The organism is Streptomyces sp. NPDC041814 (assembly GCF_055590565.1).
The window spans coordinates 54,256-76,602 of the sequence record NZ_JBVJAM010000007.1 but is presented as its reverse complement, the minus strand read 5'-3'; the positions used below and the strand labels follow the sequence as shown (position 1 = coordinate 76,602).

Here is a 22,347-nt window from a genome sequence, read left to right as displayed (position 1 = left end):
TCAACGGAACGGAGCAAGGCATGCTGGGACACGTGTCCTCATTCCCCCAGCAACCCCAACCCTCCCCGTTCTCCGGCCACATGGTCGTCTGCGGGGACGACGCACTCGCCCAGCGGCTCGCCGTCGAGCTGCGTTACGTGTACGGGGAACGGGTCACCCTCGTCGTGCCGCCGGAGCCGGGAGCGGTCAGGCCCGACGAGCCGTTGAGCGGACGCGGGCGGGCCGCGGCGCTGTTCGGGCGGATGGCGTCCGCGATGAACCGCAACGGCGGCGGGCTGCCGCACGGTTCGGACGGGGACACCAATGCGGGCGTCGAGGCGGTGCGCATCCTCCAGGCGGCCGAGCCGTCCGACGAGTCGCTGGCGGAGGCGGGCATCGCCCGGGCCTCGGCGGTCGCCCTCGTCTACGACGACGACGAGCGCAACATCCGGGCGGCGCTGACCGCGCGGCGGCTCAACCCCCGTGTGCGGCTGGTGATCCGGCTCTACAACCGGAAGCTGGGCCAGCATCTGGAGTCCCTGCTCGACCAGGCGGCGGCCGTCGCGTCCCCCGGGCTCGACCCGGCCGCGATCGACGCCTCCACCACGGTGCTGTCCGACGCGGACACCGCCGCGCCCGCACTCGCGGCCACCGCGCTCGCCGGGTCGACGCGGGTGATCCGGGCCGAGGGCCTGTTCCTGCGGGCCGCCGAGCGCATCCCGCCGCCGGGCGGCCAGGTCGCCGACCCCGGCCTGTGCACCCTGGCCCTGCTCTCCTCCACCACCCACGACCCGGCGGGCGCGGAGGGCTCCGACAGCAGCGGGGCGGAGGGGCCGCAACTGCTGCCCGGACCGGCGGAGATCGCCGCCGCGACCGGGCGCGGCGCGGTCGTCCTGGAGGCCGTCACGCAGTCCGGGCCGACCGCCCCGAAGGTCCGGATGAGCGGCCGGAGCGCACCGCTCAGCCAGTTCTTCTCGCGGCGGCTGCGGTGGTCGGCGCTGGGCGTCGGCCTCGCGGTGCTCGGGCTCGCGGTGGCGTCCTCGTTCACCACCGGCGACGATCCGCTGCACGCGGCCTATCTCACGCTGCTCGACCTGTTCGCGATGGGCGACCCGGCGATCGGTGAGCCGACCGCCCGCCAGGTGATCCAGATCCTCTCCGGCATCGCGGGCCTGATGCTGCTGCCGCTGCTGGTGGCGGGGGTCCTGGAGGCGTTCGGTTCGCTGCGCGGCGCCTCCTCGCTGCGGCGGCCCCCGCGCGGGCTCTCCGGGCACGTGGTGCTGCTCGGGCTGGGCAAGATCGGCACCCGGGTCCTGGTGCATCTGCGGGAGCTGGGCATCCCGGTGGTCTGCGTGGAGGAGGATCCGGACGCGCGCGGCATCCCCGTCGCCCGGCGGCTGCACGTGCCGGTGGTGCTCGGTGACGTCACGGACGAGGGGGTGCTCGAAGCGGCCAAGATCGGCCGCTCACGCGGGCTCCTCGCGCTGACCAGCGCCGACACGACGAACCTGGAGGCGGCGCTGAACGCGCGCTCGCTCAAGCCGAGCCTGCGGGTGACGGTGCGCCTCTTCGACGACGAGTTCGCCACGGTGGTCTACCGCACGCTGCGCACGGCGCATCCGCAGGCGATCACCCGTTCCCGCTCGGTCTCCCACCTGGCGGGCCCCTCGTTCGCGGCCGCCATGATGGGCCGGCAGATCCTGGGCGCGATCCCGGTCGAGCGCAAGGTGCTGCTGTTCGCGGCGGTGGAGGCCGGCGGCCACCCCCAGCTGGAGGGCCGCACGGTGGACCAGGCGTTCCGCGAGGGCGCCTGGCGCGTCCTGGCCCTGGACGTGGCAGCCCCGAACGGCGCCCCCGAAGGCGCCCTCGTCTGGAACCTCCACCCCGGCTACGTACTCCGCCCCACGGACCGCGTCATCATCGCGGCCACCCGAAGGGGCCTCGCGGAACTGCTCGGCCGGCACCGCCGCACCAGCCGGTCCGGCGTCTGAGGACGGAACCCCCGGCCGGGCGCCTAGGGGCGCCAGCCGCGGCGGCACAGCACCAGCCGGTAGCCGTCCGGGTCCTCCACCGTGACGCCCCACTCGTTCCAGTACGGGTTCGGGGAGGCGACCCTCGTACCGCCGCAGGCGAGCAGCCGGGCCACCATGCCCTCCGGCACCGGTCCGTCCAGGTAGAGGACGAGCAGGTCCTCCTCCGTGGGCCGGGGCTCGACCGGCCCCCGCGTCAGCTCCAGATGCCAGGGGCCGCCGGGATGGCCCACCATGAGAAGGTCATGCGTTCCGGGCTTCCGTCCGGCGTCCGCGCGGAAGAGGACCGTCAGTCCCAGCCCGTCCACCCAGAACCGCTCGGCGGCGGCGAGATCCCGGGAGGGCCGAGCGAGGCGGACGTGTGTCTCGGCGGTGAATGACACGGGGGTCCCTTCGTCGGGCGGCGCGCGGCTGCGTGGCCGCAGCGTATGAGCCGCGTGGGCCTGGGCGCATCGGCCATCGGTCCTGGTCCCCGGGAAGGAATACGCCGCCCCCTCCCCCCGTTGTACGAGGCGTCCAGATAGTTCAAGGTTCAACAACAATCGACCAGGAGGCGGGCGCCATGCAGTTCGGGATCTTCACCGTCGGGGACGTCACCACCGACCCCACCACCGGTACGACGCCGAGCGAGCACGAGCGGATCAAGGCCACCGTCGCCATCGCGCGGAAGGCCGAGGAGGTCGGGCTCGACGTCTTCGCGACCGGTGAGCACCACAACCCGCCGTTCGTCCCCTCGTCACCGACCACCACGCTCGGCTACATCGCGGCGCAGACGAAGAACATCGTGCTGTCGACCTCCACCACGCTGATCACCACCAACGACCCGGTCAAGATCGCCGAGGACTACGCGACGCTCCAGCACCTCGCGGACGGCCGCGTCGACCTGATGATGGGGCGCGGCAACACCGGCCCGGTCTACCCGTGGTTCGGCAAGGACATCCGCCAGGGCATCCCGCTCGCCATCGAGAACTACGCCCTGCTGCACAAGCTGTGGCGGGAGGAAGTCGTGGACTGGGAGGGCAAGTTCCGTACGCCGCTCCAGTCGTTCACCGCGACCCCGCGCCCCCTGGACGGCGTGCCGCCGTTCGTCTGGCACGGTTCGATCCGCTCGCCGGAGATCGCCGAGCAGGCCGCGTACTACGGCGACGGCTTCTTCCACAACAACATCTTCTGGCCCATGGAGCACACGAAGAAGATGGTGCAGCTGTACCGCCAGCGGTACGCGCACTACGGCCACGGCACCGCCGAGCAGGCGATCGTCGGCCTCGGCGGCCAGGTGTTCATGCGGAAGAACTCCCAGGACGCGGTACGCGAGTTCCGCCCGTACTTCGACAACGCGCCGGTCTACGGACACGGGCCCTCGATGGAGGACTTCACCCAGCAGACGCCGCTGACCGTGGGCTCGCCCCAGGAGGTCATCGAGCGGACGCTGACCTTCCGGGACGCGGTCGGCGACTACCAGCGCCAGCTGTTCCTGATGGACCACGCCGGACTGCCGCTGAAGACCGTCCTCGAACAGCTCGACATCCTCGGCGAGGAGGTCGTCCCCGTCCTGCGCAAGGAGTTCGCCGCCCTGCGCCCGGCCGGTGTCCCCGAGACCGCGCCGCTGCACCCCGCCTACGCCGCCACGAAGGAGAGCTGACCGTGTTCGCCACCGAACCCGTGAGGATCGTCGCCGTCTCGGCCGGCCTCAGCAACCCGTCCTCGACCCGGCTGCTGGCCGACCGGCTGGCCGCCGCCACCCGGGAGCGGCTCGAAGCCGGGCAGGACCGCCGGGTCGACGTCCGGGTGATCGAGCTCCGCGACCTCGCCGCGGACATCGCGAGCCACCTGGTGTCCGGCTTCCCGCCACCCGCCCTGGAGGACGCGCTCGCGGCGGTGACGGTGGCGGACGGCCTGATCGCGGTCACCCCGGTGTTCACCGCTTCGTACAGCGGACTGTTCAAGTCGTTCTTCGACCTGGTCGAGAACACCGCCCTGACCGGCAAGCCCGTACTCGTCGCCGCCACCGGCGGCACCCCCCGGCACTCGCTGGTCCTGGAGCACGCGATGCGCCCGCTCTTCGCCTACCTGCGCGCCGTCACGCTGCCGACCTCGGTCTACGCGGCGTCGGAGGACTGGGGCGCGTCCGGCGACGACTACACCGAGGGCCTGCCCGCCCGCATCCGGCGCGCGGGCGGGGAGCTGGCCGACGCCGTCACGGGCGGCCGGGCGGTCTCCGGCGCGTCCAGGGCCCCCGGGCTGGACGACGAGGTGGTCCCGTTCGAGCAGCAGCTCGCCGCCCTGCGCCCGGCCTGACCGTCCGGACCCCCGAGAATCGCCGTTTTGCCCGTTTTGAATAGAGTCGTACGGGAAGACGTGTGCGAGTGGGACCGAGGACAACCGCAGAACCCAGCTGGAGGAAGAGATGGGCAGGATCGTGGTGGGCGTCGACGGCTCCGAGTCGTCGGTCAAGGCACTGCACTGGGCCGTACGCCAGGCGGAGCTGACCGGTGACACGGTGGAGGCCGTCAACAGCTGGGAGTACCCCGCGACCAGCTGGGCGTCGATGATGCCCGGCCTCCCCGAGGACTTCGACCCCCAGGCCATGGCCACGGTGTCACTCACCGAGACCCTGGAGGAGGCGCTGGGCGCACAGGGCGCCGCCGCCGTCAGCAAGGTCGTCGTGATCGGCAACCCGGCGCAGGCCCTGCTCGACCGGGCCGAGGGCGCGAATCTGCTGGTCGTGGGGGCACGCGGGTACAGCGGCTTCAAGGCGACCCTGCTCGGCTCGGTCAGCCTGCACGTCACCCAGCACGCCTCGTGCCCGGTGACCGTCGTCCGCGCCTGACCCGCCGGACAGCCGGAGGGCCCCGCACCACGCGTGGTGCGGGGCCCTCCGCGTACTCAGAGCTCCACGACGTCCGCCACCGCACACGCCACGTTGTCCGGCGCACCGGCCGCCTCCGCGAGCTCCATCAGCGCGCCCACGGCGGTCCCGGGGCCGTCCGCCCCGGCCAGTGCCCGTGCCAGCTCCCCGCCGTCGACGACCGCCGAGAGGCCGTCCGAGCAGAGCAGGTAGCGGTCGCCGGGCAGCGCGTCCCGGACGTCCACATCCGGCCCGCCGTACGGGCCGTCCCCGGACAGCGCCTTGAGGAGCATGGCCCGCTGCGGGTGCGAGAACGCCTCCTCCTCCGTCAGCGAACCGTCGTCGATCATCGACTGGACCAGGCTGTGGTCGTGCGTGATCCGGAACAGCTCGCCCCCGCGCAGCAGGTAGGCCCGCGAGTCCCCGATGTGCACCAGGCCCAGCCGCGAGCCCGTCCACACCATCGCGGTCAGCGTCGTCCCCGACTCCTCCGGCGCCCCGCCCCCACCCCTCCCCGCGACCGCGTCCCGCACCGCCAGCGCCACCCGGTCCGCCGCGTCGTGCAGGATGTTCAGCAGCTCCGCCGCCGGGACCGCGCCCGGGGCGAGCGGCTTCAGGGCCTCGATCGCGGCCGTGCTGGCCCCCGCCCCGCCCGCGCCGAACCCGTCGGCGACCGCGAGCAGCCGGGCCCCCGCGTAGGCCGCGTCCTGGTTGGTCTCGCGCACCGCACCCGTGTCGGTGCGGGCCGCGTAGCGGATTCCGAGTGTGCCCACCGATGTCATGACGTCCTCCGTCGACAGCTGGTCGATGAGGAAGGCCGCGAGGTCACGGCGGGCGGCCGTCTCCGCCTCGACGCGCGCCCAGTACGCCCGGATCGCCGCGGCGGCCGCGCCGGTGTCCAGCGCGATCACCTCCCTGATCCGGGCGAGCGGCATCCCGATCCGGCGCAGCCAGGCCACCAGCCGGGCCGCCCGCACCTGGGCCGGGTCGTAGTACCGGTAGCCGTTCACCGGGTCGACCAGGGCCGGCGGGAGCAGACCGAGCTCGTCGTAGCGGCGCAGCGCCTTCGCGGAGAGCCGGGACAGCCGGGCGAACGCCCCGATCGTCACCAGCTCCGCGCCGGGGCCCCGCCCGTGCCCGTCCTCCGTCACCGCACGCCTCCTCATACCGGGCGGACTTCCCGCCCCGGCACACTCGATCCTTGGCCTTCCCCCGGGGAGAAGGTCAAGGATCGCTGACGTGCGGGTGGGAGCGGGTCTCACTCCCGTGTGTAGAAGTAGTAGTACGCGGCGAGCAGTCCGCCGAGCCCGAGGATCAGCCCGAGCACCGACGCCGAGAGGATGCTCGCGCCGGACAGGCTGTAGAGGAAGCCGATCGAACCGCCGGTCAGCACCCCGTACGCGGCGGCCCGCAGTTCGCGCGGCAGCCGGTTCTGGATGCGGCCGAGCCCGAAGCAGAGCACCGCGAGCACGGCACCGGAGACGAGCCCGAGGGCCAGCCGGGTGCCCGTGAGGACCCCGCCGCCGCGGACGATCGCGGTCGCGTAGCAGCCCATGATGACGCCCAGCGTGACCGGGACGGCCCAGCTGAGGACCGGGCGGTGCCGGGCGGGCATCGCATGCCTTCCGCGTACCGGCACCGAAGCTTGTGCGGCCATGGCAGAGAGCTCCTTCCGTCACCCCCGCTTTCCCTCCAGAGCACACCTGGTCCGGCCGCCCGGCAACTCGGATGGCCCACGGCCCGGGGCGCCCCGGAGCCATCCGGGATTCCCTGGAGGGGTGCGGACGTATTTCTCGGTGGCCCTGTCGGCGGTACTGGTGGTGCTGCTGGCCGTCCTGGTGCCGCTGAGCGCGCTGTCCGCCTGGGTCGACCTGGAGATCGACGACACGGACCGTTACGTGGCCGCCGTCGCCCCGCTCGCGGACGACCCGGACGTGCAGAACACCGTCGCCGACCTGATCACCGACAGCGCGATGAAGCAGATCGACGTCGGGCCGCTCCAGAGCACCGTGCGCCGGTTCCTGCACCAGGCCGTGGGGTCCTTCACCACCACGGAGGCCTTCCAGGACGCCTGGACCGCCGCCAACCGCACCGCGCACGAGACGGTCACCGCCGCGCTGGACGGGCAGAGCGGCGAGAGCGTCACGATCGATCTGGCGCCCGTCACGGAGCAGGTGAAGCAGAACCTGATGGACAACGGGGTGCCGTTCGCCGATCAGATTCCCGTCCAGCACACCGACATCCAGCTGGTCTCCGCCGACCGCGCGGACCAGCTGCGGCAGAGCTTCCAGTGGCTGCGGACCGCGAGCGTGTGGCCGGCCGTGGGCACGCTCGTCTTCGCACTGCTCGCCGTCGCGCTCGCCTGGATGCGCGGCGGACCCGGCCGCCGGGCCCGGACGACGGCCGCGCTGGCCGGCACCGCCGTGGCGGGCGCGGGCTTCGCGCTCGGCGCGCTGGTGCTGCGCGGGCTGCTGGCCCTGGCCCGTGACCGGGTACTCGACGAGGTCCCGGACAGCGACACCGGCGCCGCCGCGGCCGTCTACGACGCGCTGACCTCCTCGCTGCGCACCACGGTGTGGGTCGTCTTCGGCCTGGGCCTGGCCGTCGCGGTGTGCGCGGTCGCGGCCCGGATCTGGGCCCAGCGGGTGCTGCCCGCGCCGGCGGAATGACGCGGCCGCTCCGCCGGAGCGGCCCGACTGGGAGGTGTACGGATGCGAGCCATCGCCGTCAGCGCGCTGCGGGCCGAGCCGGTCCTGGTCGAGCTGCCCAAACCGGAACCCCGGCCCGGCGAGGTCCGGGTGCGGATCGAATACGCCTCGCTCAACCCGCTGGACTGGCAGATCACGGACGGCTCGGCGGGCGGACTGGCCCCGGCGCCCCGGTCCTTCCCGTTCGTCGTCGGCGTGGACTACGCGGGCCGCGTCGACATGATCGGCGGCGGCGAGAACCGCTTCCGGGTGGGGGACCGGGTCTTCGGGCGGGCGGACGTGGCGGAGGTGTGCGGCTCGTACGGGGAGTACATGTGCGTGGGCCAGGACTCCGCCATCGCCCTCGTGCCGCCCGGCCTCGACCCCAGGGCCGCCGCCGCGCTGCCGTCCGCCGGAATGGCCGCGGCCCAGATCCTGGAGGCGGTCGCGCTGCGCGGCCACGAGACCCTGCTGATCGTCGGGGCGGCGGGCGGGGTCGGCTGCTGCCTCACCCAGCTCGCCCGGGCCCGGGACGTCCGCGTCATCGCGGCGGTGCGCGGTGACGAGCGGTCCAGGATGGGGTCGTTGGGCGCCGCCGCCTCGGTGGACCTGACGGACGGCCCGCCCGCCGACGCGCTGCGGAGGGCCTGCCCGGACGGCATCGACGCGCTGGCCGACCTGGCGTCGGCGTCCCCGGACGCGTTCGCGGCGTACGCGGCGGCGGTCCGGCCGGGCGGCATCGCGCTCTCCACCCGGGGCGCCGCCGCCGGGGCCCGGCTGCCCGAGGCCGTCAGGGGCGTCGACTTCCGTCTCGACCCGAGCCCGGTCCTGCTCGACGTGCTGGCGGCGGGCGCGGCGGACGGCGTCCTGCGCGTGCCCGTCGACGCCGAACTGCCGTTGGAGGAGGCGCCACCGGCCCTGGCCCGCAACCGGGCGGGCGGGGCGCGCGGCAAGACGGTCATCGTGGTGCACGCGCCCGGCCACGGCTGAGGACTACTCCACCGGGCCGGGGCCCGTTCCGCGCAGCCGGTCCATCTCGCGGCGGTCCCGCTTCGTCGGCCTGCCCGCGCCCCGGTCGCGTACCGGGACCTGGACCGCTGCCTCGCGCGGCGGCGGGGGCGGGCTGTTGTCGACGAAGCAGTCGGCGGCCACGGGCGGGCCCACCCGCTTCTTCACCAGCTTCGACACGACGACGATGCGGTCCCGGCCCGCGTGCCGGAGCCGTACCTCGTCACCGACGCGCACCGGCTGCGCGGGCTTGGCGCGTTCGCCCGCGACCTTCACATGACCCGCACGGCAGGCGGCAGCGGCCTGCGCCCGGGTCTTCGTGAGCCGGACCGACCAGATCCAGACATCGACCCGGACACTGCCCTCCGTCTGCGGAGCCTCACCCGAAACCATGCGTCCGACTGTATGCGGTGGGCCCGGGCCGTGTGTTCCCACGTCAACTCGACGCCTACGCGGTGCAGGTGACGTGCGAGTGCGGTGAACGCCCTTACGGGGCCGCAGGACTCGGTCCGGGCTCGGTTCGCTCTCGGTTGTCCCACATGCGGGCCGTGCCGCCGAACGGCCTTTTCCGGCCGCTAACCTTACGTATCCGCCCTGGCCAGGGATCAATTCCCGCAGTACGGACATTCATCGCACCCAACTCACGCGAAAGGCTCGCCCATGGGCATTCGGAGCTTGCTGCGCAAGGTGTTCGGCCGTGACCGCACGGACCAGGACGACCCGACGACGGCCACGGTCCCGCCCCAGGGCCAGCACGCGAGTGCCACGGAGCCGGAGCCGGCCGAGGCACCCGTCACGGTCTCGGTGCCCGCCCCCGCGTCGTCCGACGAGGACGGGGACGGGGACGCCAAGGCGTCGGACCTGGTGGCGGCGGCCTTCGACAACCCTGCTACGCCCACGGTCCCGGCCCAGGGCAAGGGCCCGGACGCGGTGGCTCCTGCGGAGCCGGAGGCGGCCGAGCAGGTCGCGAAGCCGGAGGTGCCCGAACCGGCCGCCGAGGCCGAGGCCGATGCCCCCGCGCCCGTCGCGGAGCCCGAGGCGCCGGTGGCCGAGGCTGCCGAGGCTGCCGAGGCTGCCGAGGCGGAGGCAACTCAGCCGGTCGTAGAGCCCGTCGCGGCCCCCGAGCCGGTCGTCGCGAGCGAGACCCCGCAGCCGGAGCCGGTGGCGGCCCCCGAGCCGGAGGCCGCCGCAGAGCCGGTGGCCGAGCCGGAGCCCGTCGCGGTGCCCGAGCCGGCCGCCGAGGCCGAGGCCCCCGCGCCGATCGTCATCGACATGGACCCGGAGCCCGAGGCGGCCCCGGCCGCCCCAGCCGCAGGCGGCAAGCCCGCGCTCACGCTCGCCAAGGTCAAGGCGCGGGCGCCCGAGCTGGCAGGGGCGTACAAGGCGGCTCAGGCCGGGCTTAAGGCGCACGGGCTGACCGGGCTGCGCGCCACCGTCTACCTGGTCCTGGACCGCTCCGGCTCCATGCGCCCGTTCTACAAGGACGGCAGCGCGCAGCACCTGGGCGACCGCACGCTCGCGCTCGCCGCGCACCTGGACGAGAGCGCCACGGTGCAGGTGGTGTTCTTCTCGACCGACATCGACGGCACCGGCACGGTGGAGCTGGACGGCCACGAGGGCCGGATCGACACGCTCAACGCGGGCCTCGGCCGCCTCGGCCGGACGAACTACCACCGCGCGGTCGAGGAGGTCGTCGCGCACTACGAGAAGTCCGGGGCGACCGGCCCCGCGCTGGTGGTCTTCCAGACGGACGGGCCCCCGGACGTCCGGCAGGCCGCCCGCCAGGCGCTCGACGCGGCGGCCCGGCTGCCGCTGTTCTTCCAGTTCGTCGCGTTCGGCGAGAAGGACGCCAAGGGCTTCGACTTCCTGCGGAAGCTGGACGCCCCGAACACCGGCTTCTTCCACGCGGGCCCCGCCCCCCGCGAGGTCCCGGACACGACGTTCTACCGCGAGCTGCTGGCCGCGCTCCCCGCGTGGGTGGCCACGCGTTCCTGAGACGCCGGCAGGCGTACGGTCACGGCGAGCCCGCCCCCGGGGCCCGGCACCGCCGTGACCGTACCGTCGTGGGCCAGTGCGATGGACCGCACGATCGAGAGACCGAGCCCCGAGCCCGGCCCCATCCGGTCCTTGCCCTCGCCCCTGCGGAACGGCTCGAACAGCCCGGGGATGTCCGCCGCGTCCACCACGGGGCCGGTGTTGCGGACCTCCAGCAGGACCCCGCCACCGGCCGGGACCACCGACACGTCGACGCCTCCGCCGGGCACGTTGTACGTCACCGCGTTGGCCAGCAGGTTCGCCACCAGCTGGGCCAGCAGCAGCCGGTTCCCGCGCACCGGGCACGGCCGGGTGTCGAGCCGGACGCCCGGGTGCCGGGCCGCCTCCTCGGCCACCACCCGGGCCAGATCCACCGGTTCCCGCTCGCTCTTGTCGAGCCCCCGCTCGCTGCGGGCCAGCACGAGCAGCCCGTCGATGAGCCGTTCGCTGCGCCGGTTGTTGTCCAGAAGCGTCTGCCGGGTCCGGTCGAGGTCCTCCGGCGTCGGATCGTCCAGACCGATCTGGATCGCCGCACGCTGGGTGGCCAGCGGGGTGCGCAGCTCGTGCGAGGCGTTGGCGATGAACCGCCGCTGGCTGTCGAAGGCCCGCTCCAGCCGGGCCAGCAGCGCGTCGAGTGTGTCGCCCAGCTCCTTCAGCTCGTCGTCGGGCCCGCTGGAGGCGATCCGCTCGTGGAGCGTGTGCGCGGAGAGCTTGCGCGCCTTGGCGGTCATGGCGTGGACGGGCCGCAGGACCCGGCCCGCCGTCCACCAGCCGACGCCCACCGCGCAGGCCGTCATCACCAGCAGCGCGGCGGCGGACCAGATCAGCAGCTGGTGTCCGGCCGCGTCGCTGACATGGTCGGTGAGGTCGTAGACGGTCGGCGGCCCGAGCCGGTGGCGGCTGACGAGCGGTCCGTTGACCGCGTAGCCGGGCTGGACCACGACGGCGGTGTCCGCGATGGCACGCGCCTGCGAGTCCGTACCGGCGCGGGAAGCCAGGTTGACCGTGGCCAGCAGGGCCGTGCCGAGGACCAGGAAGACCCCGCCGTAGACGAGGGCGATGCGGGTCCTGATCGTGGAGGGCGGCAGCCGGACCGAGCGCTTCACAGCGCGTACCCCACGCCCTGGACGGTACGGATCACGGCCGGTTCGCCGAGCTTGCTCCGCAGCTTGCTCATGCAGACCCGGACGGCGCCCGTGAAGGGGTCGGCGTTGGCGTCCCAGGCCCGTTCCAGCAGCTCCTCCGCGCTGACCGTCCCGCCGTCCGCCTCCAGGAGCAGCTGGAGCACGGTGAACTCCTTCGGCGACAGGTCCAGGTCCCGCCCGTCCCGGGTCGCCGACCGCCGTACGGTGTCGAGCCGGATGCCGTACCGCTCCAGTTGCGGCGGTACCGGGCGGGAGCTGCGCCGCCGCAGGGCGCGTACGCGGGAGACCAGCTCCGGGAACTCGAAGGGCTTGCCGAGATAGTCGTCGGCGCCCAGGTCGAGCCCGGCGACCCGGTCCTCCATCGACCCGGCGGCCGTCAGCATCAGGATCCTGGTCCGGGAGCCGGAGGCGACCAGCCCCCGCGCCACGTCGTCGCCGTGCACCCGGGGCAGATCGCGGTCCAGGACGACCACGTCGTAGTCGTGCAGCCCCAGGTACGCCTGCGCGGCATCACCGCTGTACACCGTGTCGACGGCGAAACCGGCCCGCCGCAGCCCGGTGGCGACCAGCTCGGCGAGAATTTCCTCGTCCTCGGCGACCAGTACCCGCATCGTGATGTCCCTCGCCTCGTGCATGCGTGTCCACTCCCTCCCAGGATGCGTCCTTGATACGGGAAGGGAGGTTTCGCAAAGCTCTCCGGCCGGGGCGGTTCAGCGGCCCAGCGACTCCGCGTCCCCCATCACGATGACGGGCTCCATGGCCGGGTCGAGGGCGCCCAGGAGTTCCTTCATCCGGTCCTCGGTGACCGAGACGCAGCCCTGGGTGGGGCCCCCGTGGTCCACGTGCACCCAGATCCCGCCACCGCGCTCCTCGCCGAGCGGGCGGGTGTGGTCGAGCGGGGAAGTGCCGGGGAGGCGGTTGTAGTCGATGGCGACGACGTAGTCGAAGGAGCCCTCCAGCGGCTCCCCGTGGAACCCCTCGCCCGTCACGGCGAAGTCCGGGCTCAGGTCGTACGGCAGGGCCGTGTCCGGGGGCGCGAGGCGGCCGCCCGCCGCAGTGAGGGTGAAGACGCCGATGGGTGAGCGCAGATCGCCCTCCCAGTGCTCGCCGGTCCAGCCGTTGAGGGCGTTGTGAGCGGGCCAGGGGCCCAGCGTGGCCCGCCAGCCCGGCCCGGCGGGCCCGTCCCGGGTGTAGAGGACGGCGGTCGACCGGTTGGAGTCCACCGAATCCCCGGTCACCACGAACGCCTGCCGGGCCGTGGCCGGGACCGCCGCCCGGGTCTTCGGCCCGAGGCCGGGGAGCTCCGCGGGCTGCGGCGAGGCCGCCGGCGCGGGCGGCACCGGCGCGGGCGCCCCCTGTCGCGGCTCCCCGGCGGCGGAGGCGGCGGCGCCGGGGGGTCCCGGTACGCCCTTGATCCGCGCCTGCTCGGTGGCGGCACCGCTCATCTCCGTACCGGCGAAGCCACCCGCCCCGCAGCCGACGAGCAGCACGAGCAGGACCAGGGAGCAGACGACGTGCGGCAGGCGCAGGGGTGCGTGCGAAGGGGGCACGGGCACGGAGGGCTCCTCAGCAGTGGGTGCGCCGGTGTCGGCCCACCCAGTCATTGCCGCCCGCGGCACCGCCCAATCCGGGGCGGAGCCCATCCGGCCGTAACCGTTCAGGTGATTCGTGTGCCTTTTCGGAACCGACCGCGGCCCGTCACGCGAACAGCCCCCGGCCAGTGGCGGCCAGGGGCTGTTTCACGTGAAACAGGCGGAACTACTTCTGCGCGTCCTTCGCCGGCGCGGCCGGCTTGCGGAGCTGGATGTTGAGCTCGCGGAGGCGGGCCTCCTCCAGGACGGTGGGCGCGCCCATCATCAGGTCCTGGGCGTTGCCGTTCAGCGGGAAGGCGATCGTCTCGCGGATGTTCGGCTCGTCGGCGAGCAGCATCACGATGCGGTCGACGCCCGGGGCGATGCCACCGTGCGGCGGGGCGCCGAGGCGGAACGCCTTGAGCATGCCCGCGAACTCCTTCTCGACCGTCTCGCGGTCGTAGCCGGCGATCTCGAACGCCTTGATCATCAGCTCGGGCTCGTGGTTCCGGATGGCGCCGGAGGACAGCTCGATGCCGTTGCAGACGATGTCGTACTGCCAGGCGAGGATGTCCAGCGGGTCCTTCTCCTCCAGGTCCTTCAGGCCGCCCTGGGGCATCGAGAAGGGGTTGTGGGAGAAGTCGATCTTCCCGGTCTCCTCGTCCTTCTCGTACATCGGGAAGTCGACGACCCAGCAGAACCGGAAGACGCCCTCCTCGAAGTGGCCGGCCCGCTTGGCGGCCTCGACGCGGACGGCGGACATGATCTTGGAGACCTCGTCGAACTCGCCCGCGCCGAAGAAGACGGCGTGACCCGGGACGAGCGAGAGCCGCTCCGTGAGCGTCTTGACGTCGTTCTCGGTGAGGAACTTGGCGATCGGCCCGGCCAGCGTGCCGTCCTCGCCGACACGGACCCAGGCGAGGCCCTTGGCGCCGTGCTCCACCGCGTACTCGCCGAGGCCGTCGAAGAACTTACGGGACTGGCCCGCCGTGTCCGGCACCGGAAGCGCGCGGACGTGCTTGCCGGCGAACGCCTTGAACTCCGAGTCCGCGAAGACGTCGGAGAGGTCGACCAGCTCCAGCTTGGCGCGCAGGTCGGGCTTGTCGTTGCCGTACTTCAGCATCGACTCGCGGAACGGGATGCGCGGGAACGGCGAGGTGACGTGGCGGCCGTTGCCGAACTCCTCGAAGAGCTCGGTCATCAGCTTCTCGATCGGCTGGAAGACGTCCTCCTGCTCCACGAAGGACATCTCGACGTCGAGCTGGTAGAACTCGCCCGGCGAGCGGTCGGCGCGGGCGTCCTCGTCGCGGAAGCAGGGCGCGATCTGGAAGTAGCGGTCGAAGCCGGAGATCATCAGCAGCTGCTTGAACTGCTGCGGGGCCTGCGGCAGCGCGTAGAACTTGCCGGGGTTCAGCCGGGAGGGGACGACGAAGTCACGGGCGCCCTCGGGGGAGGTCGCGGTGAGGATCGGCGTCGCCATCTCGTTGAAGCCGAGGGCCACCATCTTGGAGCGGATCGAGGCGATCACGGCGGAGCGCAGCATGATGTTGCGGTGCATGCGCTCGCGGCGCAGGTCCAGGAAGCGGTATTCCAGGCGCCGCTCCTCGTTCACGCCGTCCTCGGCGTTGATCGTGAAGGGCAGCGGGCCGGCCTCGCCCAGCACCTCGACCTCGGAGACCTCGATCTCGATCTCACCGGTCGGCAGGTCGGGGTTGACGTTCTCGGCGCCGCGCGCGGACACCTTGCCGTCGATCCGGACGACGGTCTCCTTGGTGAGCTTCGCCAGGGCCTCGTTGCCCGGTGTGCCGGGACGGGCGACGAGCTGCACGAGACCGTAGTGGTCGCGCAGATCGATGAAGAGGATGCCGCCCAGGTCTCGGCGATTGTGCAGCCAGCCGCTCAGCCGGACGTCGGTGCCGACGTCAGAGGCGCGGAGCTCGCCGCAGGTGTGGGACCTGTACCGATGCATCGTCGTTCATCCAGTCTTCGCGGTTGGGGGAAATTCAGCCCTCCCAGGCTACCGCTCGCGGCCGGAGCGTTTCATTGTCATTGTCCGCACCAAGATCGTCCGCGAGGCCGCACCCGTGACCTTGCGCCGCATGCCGGTTTAAAGTGGGGCAATGCGCACCGAGGACGTGCTGGCCGCGACCGCGACCGGGCTGTGGCGCTGGGACAACGGAGCCGGGACGGTCACGCTGGACGCGGAGGCCGCCCGTCTCCTTGAGCTGCCCGCCGAGCCCGGCGTCCTCCGCGAATCGGAGGTCCGCTCCCGCTTCCACCCCGTCGACTGGAACGAGATCGCCGGGGTGATCAACCTCGCCGTGGCCGAGGGCACCCTGGCCGAGGCCCGGCTGCGCATCGTGGACGGCAGCGGCCGGGTCCTGCGCACCGTGCGCAGCCGCTCCAAGCCGGTCCCGGCCGGCGCGGGCCGCCAGGACTACGTGCTCGTCGGCACGCTCCAGGAGGTCGCCGAGCCCCCGCCGGGCACCACCGGGACACACACCGCCATCACCGGTGACTGGCGGCGCTCCCGCGAGGCGTTCCTGCTGGACGCGGGGCGCGCCCTGGCCGAGGCCGGGTCCACCACGGAGGTGCTGCGGGTCGCCTATTCGCTCTCCATGCCCGGGTTCTCGCCGGACGGCCTCGCGGTCTTCGGCGTCGAGGGCGAGCGGCTGACGGTCGTCGGGCAGCACGGGCACTCCCTCAGCGACGAGGGGCCCTTCACGGACATGCCGCTGGACACGGACTACCCGGCCACCGAGGTCGTGCGGACGGGCCGGGCGATCTATCTGCCGACGCCGGAGGACTACCGGGCCCGCTACCCCGCCACCTGGCCGCTGGCCCGGCGGTTCGGACGCCGCTCCTGGGCGTTTCTGCCGCTGATCGTGTCCGGGCGCACGATGGGGACCTGGATGGCCGGATTCCGGCATCCGGTGGCGTTCTCGCCGGACGAGCGGTCGGTGCTGACGACGGTGGCCCGGATGCTCGCCCAGGCGCTGGACCGGGCGGGCGCCGCCGACACCGAGCGGGAGCTGTCGCTGGGCCTCCAGCGCACGATGATGCCGTCGCTCGGCCCCGACATCCCGGGGATGACCGTGGCGGCGCGCTATGTGCCCACGGGTGGCGGCCTCCAGGTCGGCGGCGACTGGTACGACCTGATCCCGCTGCCCAGCGGCCGCATCGCCCTCGTGATCGGCGACGTCCAGGGCCATGACGTGCGGGCGGCGGGCCTCATGGGCCAGCTCCGGATCGCTCTGCGCGCGTACGCCTCCGAGGGGCACCGCCCGGACGCGGTGCTGGCGCGCGCCTCGCGCTTCCTCTCCGGTCTCACCGACCCGGGCGAGGACGACGAGGCCACGGCCGCACGCTTCGCGACCTGCCTGTACGCGGAGGCGGACCCGGAGACGGGCGTGCTGGAGATCGCACGGGCCGGCCACCCGGACCCGGTGGTGATGACCGCCGACGGCACCGCCGTCATCCGGCCGACCGAGGGCGGGCTGCCGCTGGGCGTCGAGGCGGACGCGGACTATCCGACGACCCGCGTCGTGCTGGAGGCCGGGGAGACCATCATGCTCTGCACGGACGGGCTGATCGAGACGGGCGGCCACGACCTCGCGACCGGCTGGACCCGGCTCCGGCCGATCCTGGAACGGCACACCGGCGACCTGGAGAAGCTGGCGGACGCGCTGGTGCAGGCGGTGCACGGGCCGGGCTCGCACTACACGACCGGGCCGCTCGCGGACCGGCGCGAGGACGACGTCGCGGTGCTGCTGCTGCGGCGCGAGGGCTCCGTCACCTCCCCGCCCGCGCCCCGCCGGACCGCGCTGTCCATCGCCCAGGCCGAACCGGAGCGGATCTCGACGGCCCGGCAGCTGCTGCGGGAGCTGCTGCACGACTGGGCGGACCCCGATCAGATCGACGCGGCGGTGCTGCTGCTCTCCGAGGTGGCCACGAACGTCCTGGTGCACACGGACGGGGACGCGCTGATGGTCGCCCAGGCCACCGGGACGCCGGGGGAACGGTGTCTGCGGGTGGACGTGTCCGACGGCAGCGACGAGTTGCCGCACAAGCGGCGGCCCGGTGAGATGGCGTCCAGCGGCCGGGGCCTGGTGCTGATGGAGATGCTCGCGCACAAGTGGGGCGTCGATCCGCGGGGTGCGGGCAAGTCGATCTGGTTCGAGCTGAACGAGGCCGAGCACCCGGAACCGGCCTTCCCGGACCTGGAGCCGGATTAGACGCCGTCCTCCGGCGCGGTCCGGCCGCTCCCGCGGAGTTCGCCGATGATGCCGAAGGCCGCCGCGCAGAGCGGGACCGCGAGCAGCATCCCGAGGATGCCCGCGACGCTCGCGCCCGCCGTCAGGGCGATGAGGATCATCGCCGGGTGCATCTGGACCGTACGGCTCTGGATCATCGGCTGGAGGACGTGGCCCTCCAGCACCTGCACGGCGAGGACCACCCCGAGCGCCCAGAGCGCGATCACGAACCCCCGGTCCGCGAGGGCCACCAGCACGGCGACGGCCCCGGAGATGAACGCCCCGAGGTACGGGATGTAGGCCCCGACCAGCACCAGCGCCCCGAGCCCCACCGCGCCCGGTACCCGCAGGATCAGCAGCCCGATCGTGATGCAGACGGCGTCGATCAGGGCGATGAGCGTCGTCCCGCGCATGAAGCCCTCGACGGCCTCGAAGGCCCGGCGGCCCATCGCCTCGACCATGTCGCCGGTGCCGCGCGGGGCGATGCTGTGGGCGAGGCCCACGGCCCGGTCCGCGTCGCGCAGGAAGAAGAAGGTCAGCAGCAGAGCCAGGACGGCGGTCGCGACGAGGGAGCCGACGACGCTGATGCCGGTGAGGAGCCCGCCCGCCGCGGTCGCGCCGAATTTCTCGACCAGCTTGCGGCCACTGGCCTCCAGGTCGTTCAGGTCGATGTCGTCCGCGACCTGGAAGTGGTCGGTCACCCACTGCCCGGCGTCCTTCAGTGACTGGACGATCTGGTCACCGGTCTCCACCAGCGCGGAGACGACGATGTATCCGGCGCCGCCGACCACGGCGACCAGCACCGCGCAGGTGACCCCGGCGGCCACCGAACGGTTCACCCCGTGCTGGGTCATCCGGCGGTGGACGGGGCCGAGCAGCGCCGTACCGAGCAGGGCGAGCAGCACGGGGGTGACGGCGGTCTTGAAGACGATGCACAGCCAGACGGCGACGGCGGCGACACCGGTGACCAGCAGGACGACGCCGCACCAGGCCGCGGTCCGCCGGGCGCCCTCGGGCAGGAGTGGCTTCGGGGTCTGCACCCGTCCAGCCGATCACGGCCCGGCGGCGGTGTCCCGCCCGCGCCGCCGTACGAGTGACGGAGCGTCACAGGCCGGCGGCGCGGGCGGGAGCGCGGGTCACATGCCGTGGACGGCGGGCACGGTGCCGAGGCGGCCGGCCTGGAAGTCCTCGAAGGCCTGCTTCAGTTCGGCCTGGCTGTTCATCACGAACGGCCCGTAGTGCGCCATCGGTTCACGGATGGGACGGCCGCCGAGCAGGACGACCTCCAGGTCCGGGGTGTGCCCGTCCTGCTTCTCGTCCGCGCGCACGGTCAGCGAGGAGCCGGCACCGAAGACGGCGGTCTGGCCCATGTGGACCGGGCGGCGTTCCGCACCGGCGGTGCCGCGCCCCGCGAGCACGTACGCGAGGCCGTTGAAGTCCTCGCGCCAGGGCAGCGTCACCTCGGCGCCGGGGCGCACGGTGGCGTGGATCATCGTGATGGGGGTGTGGGTGATGCCGGGACCCTCGTGGCCGTCCAGCTCACCGGCGATCACGCGGAGCAGCGCGCCGCCGTCCGGCGAGGCGAGCAGCTGGACCTGGCCGCCGCGGATGTCCTGGTAGCGGGGGGCCATCATCTTGTCGGCCTTCGGCAGGTTCACCCAGAGCTGGAGGCCGTGGAAGAGGCCGCCGGACATGACCAGGGACTCCGGCGGCGCCTCGATGTGCAGGAGGCCGCTCCCTGCTGTCATCCACTGCGTGTCGCCGTTGCCGATGGTGCCGCCGCCACCGTGGGAGTCCTGGTGGATGAAGCTGCCGTCGATCAGATAGGTCACGGTCTCGAAGCCGCGGTGCGGGTGCCAGGGCGTGCCCTTCGGCTCGCCCGCCGCATACTCCACCTCACCCATCTGGTCCATCATGATGAACGGGTCGAGGTACTTGTAGTTGATCCCCGCGAAGGCGCGGCGGACCGGGAAGCCCTCGCCCTCGAAGCCGCTCGGCGCCGTGGTCACGGCGAGGACGGGGCGGGCCGCGGCGTCGCCGGAAGCGACCACCTTGGGCAGGGTCAGCGGATTCTCGACGGTCACTGCGGGCATGGGAGCCACCTCCGGGGGACGGTACTGCCACCAATTTAGTTGAATGGTGAACATCCTGCAAGGCGCCACTCATTCCCGCGCGCGCCGGACAGCCGGAAGGGGCCCGTGCCGAGAGCGACACGGGCCCCTTCCGAAGCCTCGGGCGGTGAATCAGCCGCCTGCGCGGCCATGACGTCTAGCCGTACATGCGGCGCATCGCGAAATCGACCATCTGTTCGACGGCCTTGGCGTCGAAGACCATCCGGTGCTCGCCCTCCATGTCCAGCACGAAGCCGTAGCCGGTGGGCAGCAGATCGATCACCTCGGCGCCGGTGATCACGAAGTACTTGGAGTCCTTGCCCGCGTACAGCCGCAGCTCCTTGAGCGTGGTGAACATCGGGATCACCGGCTGCTGGGTGTTGTGCAGCGCGAGGAAGCCCGGATTGTCGCCGCGCGGGCAGTAGACCTTCGAGGTCGCGAAGATCTGCTGGAAGTCCTCGGCGGACAGCGAGCCGGTCGTGAAGGCCCGTACCGCGTCACCCAGCGACGGCGGCGAGGGTTCGGGGTACAGCGGCTGCTCGCCGTAGCCGCCCCCCATCGGCTGCTGCGCGCCCTGGTTCTGGTCGTAGCCGTACATGGGACAAAGAGTAATCGGCCACATCCGGGGCTCAGGGGGTTGCGTCTTATTACTGGCGGGTAGCATCATCGTAGAGGTCACCTGATATGTCCGGGCCACCCCTCCACGGGGCGCTGCGCGCCACTGCTATTGATTACGGAGCCTTCCCATGGGGCACTACAAGTCGAATCTCCGCGACATCGAGTTCAACCTCTTCGAGGTCCTCGGACGCGACAAGCTGTACGGCACCGGACCGTTCACGGAGATGGACGTCGACACGGCGAAGAGCATCCTCGAAGAGGTCGCCCGCCTCGCCGAGAACGAGCTCGCCGACTCCTACGCGGACGCCGACCGCAACCCGCCGGTCTTCGACCCGGAGACCAACACGGCGCCGGTCCCCGACACGTTCAAGAAGTCGTACCAGGCCTTCATGGACTCCGAGTACTGGCGCCTCGGTCTGCCGGAGGAGATCGGCGGCACCACCTCGCCCCGCTCCCTGATCTGGGGTTACGCGGAGCTGCTGCTCGGCTCGAACCCGGCCGTCTGGATGTACTCCTCGGGCCCGGCGTTCGCCGGCATCCTCTTCGAGGAGGGCAACGAGGCGCAGAAGAAGATCGCCGAGATCGCCGTCGAGAAGCAGTGGGGCTCGACGATGGTGCTGACCGAGCCGGACGCCGGCTCCGACGTCGGCGCGGGCCGCACGAAGGCCGTCGAGCAGGAGGACGGCTCCTGGCACATCGAGGGCGTGAAGCGCTTCATCACCTCGGGCGAGCACGACATGTCGGAGAACATCCTCCACTACGTGCTGGCGCGCCCCGAGGGCGCCGGGCCGGGCACCAAGGGCCTCTCCCTCTTCCTGGTACCGAAGTACCACTTCGACTGGACCACCGGCGAGCTGGGCGAGCGCAACGGCGTCTACGCGACGAACGTCGAGCACAAGATGGGCCTCAAGGCGTCCAACACCTGCGAGATGACGTTCGGCGACCGGCACCCCGCCAAGGGCTGGCTCATCGGCGACAAGCACGACGGCATCCGCCAGATGTTCCGCATCATCGAGTTCGCCCGCATGATGGTCGGCACGAAGGCCATCGCCGCGCTCTCCACCGGCTACCTGAACGCGCTGGAGTACGCCAAGGAGCGCGTCCAGGGCACCGACCTGTCGCAGTTCATGGACAAGGCCGCGCCGAAGGTCACCATCACGCACCACCCCGACGTGCGCCGATCGCTGATGACGCAGAAGGCGTACGCGGAGGGCATGCGCGCCCTCGTCCTCTACACCGCCTCCGTCCAGGACGCGATCCAGGAGAAGGAGGCCGCGGGCGAGGACGCCAAGGCGCTGCACGGCCTCAACGACCTGCTCCTCCCGATCGTCAAGGGCTACGGCTCCGAGAAGTCGTACGAGCAGCTGGCGCAGTCGCTCCAGACGTTCGGCGGCTCCGGGTACCTCCAGGAGTACCCGGTCGAGCAGTACATCCGCGACGCCAAGATCGACACCCTGTACGAGGGCACCACGGCCATCCAGGGCCAGGACTTCTTCTTCCGGAAGATCGTCCGCGACCAGGGCGCCTCGCTCAACGCGCTCTCCGAGGAGATCAAGAAGTTCCTCGCGGGTGCCCAGGACCACGAGGAGCTGTCCGGCGCGCTGGACAGCCTCGCGAAGGCCGCGGTGGACCTGGAGGCGATCGTCGGCACGATGATCACCGACCTCACCGCGACCGGCGAGGACGTCAAGAACATCTACAAGGTGGGCCTCAACACCACCCGCCTGCTGCTGGCCTCCGGCGATGTCGTCGTCGGCTACCTGCTGCTCAAGGGCGCGGCCGTGGCCGCCGAGAAGCTGCCGACGGCCTCCGCGAAGGACGTCCCGTTCTACCAGGGCAAGATCGCCGCCGCGAAGTTCTTCGCCGCGAACGTCCTCCCGGGCGTCGGCGCCGAGCGCGCTCTCGCCGAGTCGGTCGACAACTCCCTGATGGAGCTGGACGAGGCCGCCTTCTAGGCGTCGTCCCGCAGTCTGCCCGCCGCCGTCCCCGGATCCGTTTCCGGGGGCGGCGGCCGCATGATGGGCGCGGTGGGCCGGGGGGTGACAGGGAATCCTTTCGGCCAC

General features: G+C 72.4%; 20 protein-coding genes. 9 read left to right on the top strand and 11 right to left on the bottom strand.

Features of this window, described 5'->3' with window-relative positions:
* The first annotated feature begins 20 nt into the window (after nt 1-20).
* A complete protein-coding gene (locus ACZ6C6_RS19015; protein WP_469204174.1) occupies nt 21-1,970 on the top strand; it encodes an NAD-binding protein in 1,950 nt (649 codons plus the stop codon).
* Between the two features lie 23 nt (nt 1,971-1,993).
* Here ACZ6C6_RS19015 and ACZ6C6_RS19010 read toward each other — a convergent pair whose 3' ends face one another.
* Nucleotides 1,994-2,392, bottom strand: a complete 399-nt coding sequence (locus ACZ6C6_RS19010; RefSeq protein ID WP_469204172.1) for a VOC family protein — start codon at nt 2,390-2,392, stop codon at nt 1,994-1,996.
* A 179-nt stretch (nt 2,393-2,571) separates the two neighbouring features.
* Here ACZ6C6_RS19010 and ACZ6C6_RS19005 point away from each other — a divergent pair, with 179 nt between their 5' ends.
* The 3 genes from ACZ6C6_RS19005 (at nt 2,572) to ACZ6C6_RS18995 (ending at nt 4,839) form a co-directional block, all read left to right on the top strand.
* Nucleotides 2,572-3,651, top strand: a complete 1,080-nt coding sequence (locus tag ACZ6C6_RS19005; RefSeq protein WP_469204170.1) for an LLM class flavin-dependent oxidoreductase — start codon at nt 2,572-2,574, stop codon at nt 3,649-3,651.
* Nucleotides 3,652-3,653: 2 nt separating this feature from the next.
* Nucleotides 3,654-4,307 carry an FMN reductase gene (locus ACZ6C6_RS19000; RefSeq protein ID WP_469204168.1) on the top strand — a complete coding sequence of 218 codons (654 nt, stop codon included), beginning with the start codon at nt 3,654-3,656 and terminating at the stop codon, nt 4,305-4,307.
* Between the two features lie 109 nt (nt 4,308-4,416).
* On the top strand, nt 4,417-4,839 hold the full coding sequence (locus ACZ6C6_RS18995; protein ID WP_093708017.1) for a universal stress protein: 423 nt from the start codon (nt 4,417-4,419) through the stop codon (nt 4,837-4,839).
* A gap of 56 nt (nt 4,840-4,895) precedes the next feature.
* Here the strand turns inward: ACZ6C6_RS18995 and ACZ6C6_RS18990 are convergent, their stop codons facing one another.
* Both ACZ6C6_RS18990 and ACZ6C6_RS18985 read right to left on the bottom strand, forming a co-directional pair.
* On the bottom strand, nt 4,896-6,023 hold the full coding sequence (locus tag ACZ6C6_RS18990; protein WP_469204166.1) for a MerR family transcriptional regulator: 1,128 nt from the start codon (nt 6,021-6,023) through the stop codon (nt 4,896-4,898).
* Nucleotides 6,024-6,115: 92 nt separating this feature from the next.
* A complete protein-coding gene (locus ACZ6C6_RS18985) occupies nt 6,116-6,514 on the bottom strand; it encodes a hypothetical protein (protein ID WP_469204164.1) in 399 nt (132 codons plus the stop codon).
* A gap of 121 nt (nt 6,515-6,635) precedes the next feature.
* Between ACZ6C6_RS18985 and ACZ6C6_RS18980 the strand changes: the two genes are divergently transcribed.
* Nucleotides 6,636-7,526, top strand: a complete 891-nt coding sequence (locus ACZ6C6_RS18980) for a hypothetical protein (protein WP_469204162.1) — start codon at nt 6,636-6,638, stop codon at nt 7,524-7,526.
* A gap of 42 nt (nt 7,527-7,568) precedes the next feature.
* Nucleotides 7,569-8,534 (top strand): NADP-dependent oxidoreductase, encoded by a 966-nt coding sequence (locus tag ACZ6C6_RS18975; RefSeq protein WP_469204160.1) that lies wholly within the window; start codon nt 7,569-7,571, stop codon nt 8,532-8,534.
* Between the two features lie 3 nt (nt 8,535-8,537).
* Here the strand turns inward: ACZ6C6_RS18975 and ACZ6C6_RS18970 are convergent, their stop codons facing one another.
* Nucleotides 8,538-8,945, bottom strand: coding sequence for an RNA-binding S4 domain-containing protein (locus tag ACZ6C6_RS18970; RefSeq protein WP_469204158.1), 408 nt, complete (start codon nt 8,943-8,945; stop codon nt 8,538-8,540).
* Between the two features lie 267 nt (nt 8,946-9,212).
* Between ACZ6C6_RS18970 and ACZ6C6_RS18965 the strand changes: the two genes are divergently transcribed.
* Nucleotides 9,213-10,547 (top strand): VWA domain-containing protein, encoded by a 1,335-nt coding sequence (locus ACZ6C6_RS18965; RefSeq protein ID WP_469204156.1) that lies wholly within the window; start codon nt 9,213-9,215, stop codon nt 10,545-10,547.
* On the opposite strand, the gene ACZ6C6_RS18960 is transcribed toward ACZ6C6_RS18965, so the two are convergent.
* The 4 genes from ACZ6C6_RS18960 to aspS all read right to left on the bottom strand — a co-directional run bounded on the left by ACZ6C6_RS18960 (nt 10,496) and on the right by aspS (nt 15,271).
* Nucleotides 10,496-11,692: a sensor histidine kinase gene (locus tag ACZ6C6_RS18960; RefSeq protein WP_469204154.1), complete on the bottom strand. Its 1,197-nt coding sequence runs from the start codon at nt 11,690-11,692 to the stop codon at nt 10,496-10,498. The two genes, ACZ6C6_RS18965 and ACZ6C6_RS18960, sit on opposite strands and share 52 nt — an antisense overlap.
* The gene (locus tag ACZ6C6_RS18955; protein WP_469204689.1) at nt 11,689-12,342 is read right to left on the bottom strand and encodes a response regulator transcription factor; all 654 of its coding nucleotides are present in this window, start codon (nt 12,340-12,342) and stop codon (nt 11,689-11,691) included. Before ACZ6C6_RS18955 ends, ACZ6C6_RS18960 begins: the two co-directional genes overlap by 4 nt.
* A 99-nt stretch (nt 12,343-12,441) precedes the next feature.
* Nucleotides 12,442-13,287, bottom strand: a complete 846-nt coding sequence (locus ACZ6C6_RS18950) for a L,D-transpeptidase family protein (protein ID WP_469204152.1) — start codon at nt 13,285-13,287, stop codon at nt 12,442-12,444.
* A gap of 202 nt (nt 13,288-13,489) precedes the next feature.
* Nucleotides 13,490-15,271: an aspartate--tRNA ligase gene (gene aspS, locus ACZ6C6_RS18945; protein ID WP_469204150.1), complete on the bottom strand. Its 1,782-nt coding sequence runs from the start codon at nt 15,269-15,271 to the stop codon at nt 13,490-13,492.
* Nucleotides 15,272-15,422: 151 nt separating this feature from the next.
* On the opposite strand from aspS, the gene ACZ6C6_RS18940 reads away from it, so the two are divergent.
* A complete protein-coding gene (locus tag ACZ6C6_RS18940) occupies nt 15,423-17,537 on the top strand; it encodes an ATP-binding SpoIIE family protein phosphatase (protein WP_469204148.1) in 2,115 nt (704 codons plus the stop codon).
* Here ACZ6C6_RS18940 and ACZ6C6_RS18935 read toward each other — a convergent pair.
* From ACZ6C6_RS18935 to ACZ6C6_RS18925, 3 genes are all read right to left on the bottom strand, one after another.
* A complete protein-coding gene (locus ACZ6C6_RS18935; RefSeq protein WP_469204146.1) occupies nt 17,534-18,595 on the bottom strand; it encodes an AI-2E family transporter in 1,062 nt (353 codons plus the stop codon). The two genes, ACZ6C6_RS18940 and ACZ6C6_RS18935, sit on opposite strands and share 4 nt — an antisense overlap.
* Before the next feature lie 96 nt (nt 18,596-18,691).
* Nucleotides 18,692-19,648 (bottom strand): pirin family protein, encoded by a 957-nt coding sequence (locus ACZ6C6_RS18930; RefSeq protein ID WP_469204144.1) that lies wholly within the window; start codon nt 19,646-19,648, stop codon nt 18,692-18,694.
* A 175-nt stretch (nt 19,649-19,823) separates the two neighbouring features.
* Entirely contained in the window at nt 19,824-20,264 is a 441-nt protein-coding gene (locus ACZ6C6_RS18925) for an SseB family protein (protein ID WP_361036040.1), read from the bottom strand.
* A 148-nt stretch (nt 20,265-20,412) separates the two neighbouring features.
* On the opposite strand from ACZ6C6_RS18925, the gene ACZ6C6_RS18920 reads away from it, so the two are divergent.
* Complete coding sequence (locus ACZ6C6_RS18920; protein WP_469204142.1) at nt 20,413-22,239, top strand: acyl-CoA dehydrogenase; 1,827 nt, start codon at nt 20,413-20,415, stop codon at nt 22,237-22,239.
* The last annotated feature ends 108 nt before the right edge of the window (nt 22,240-22,347 follow it).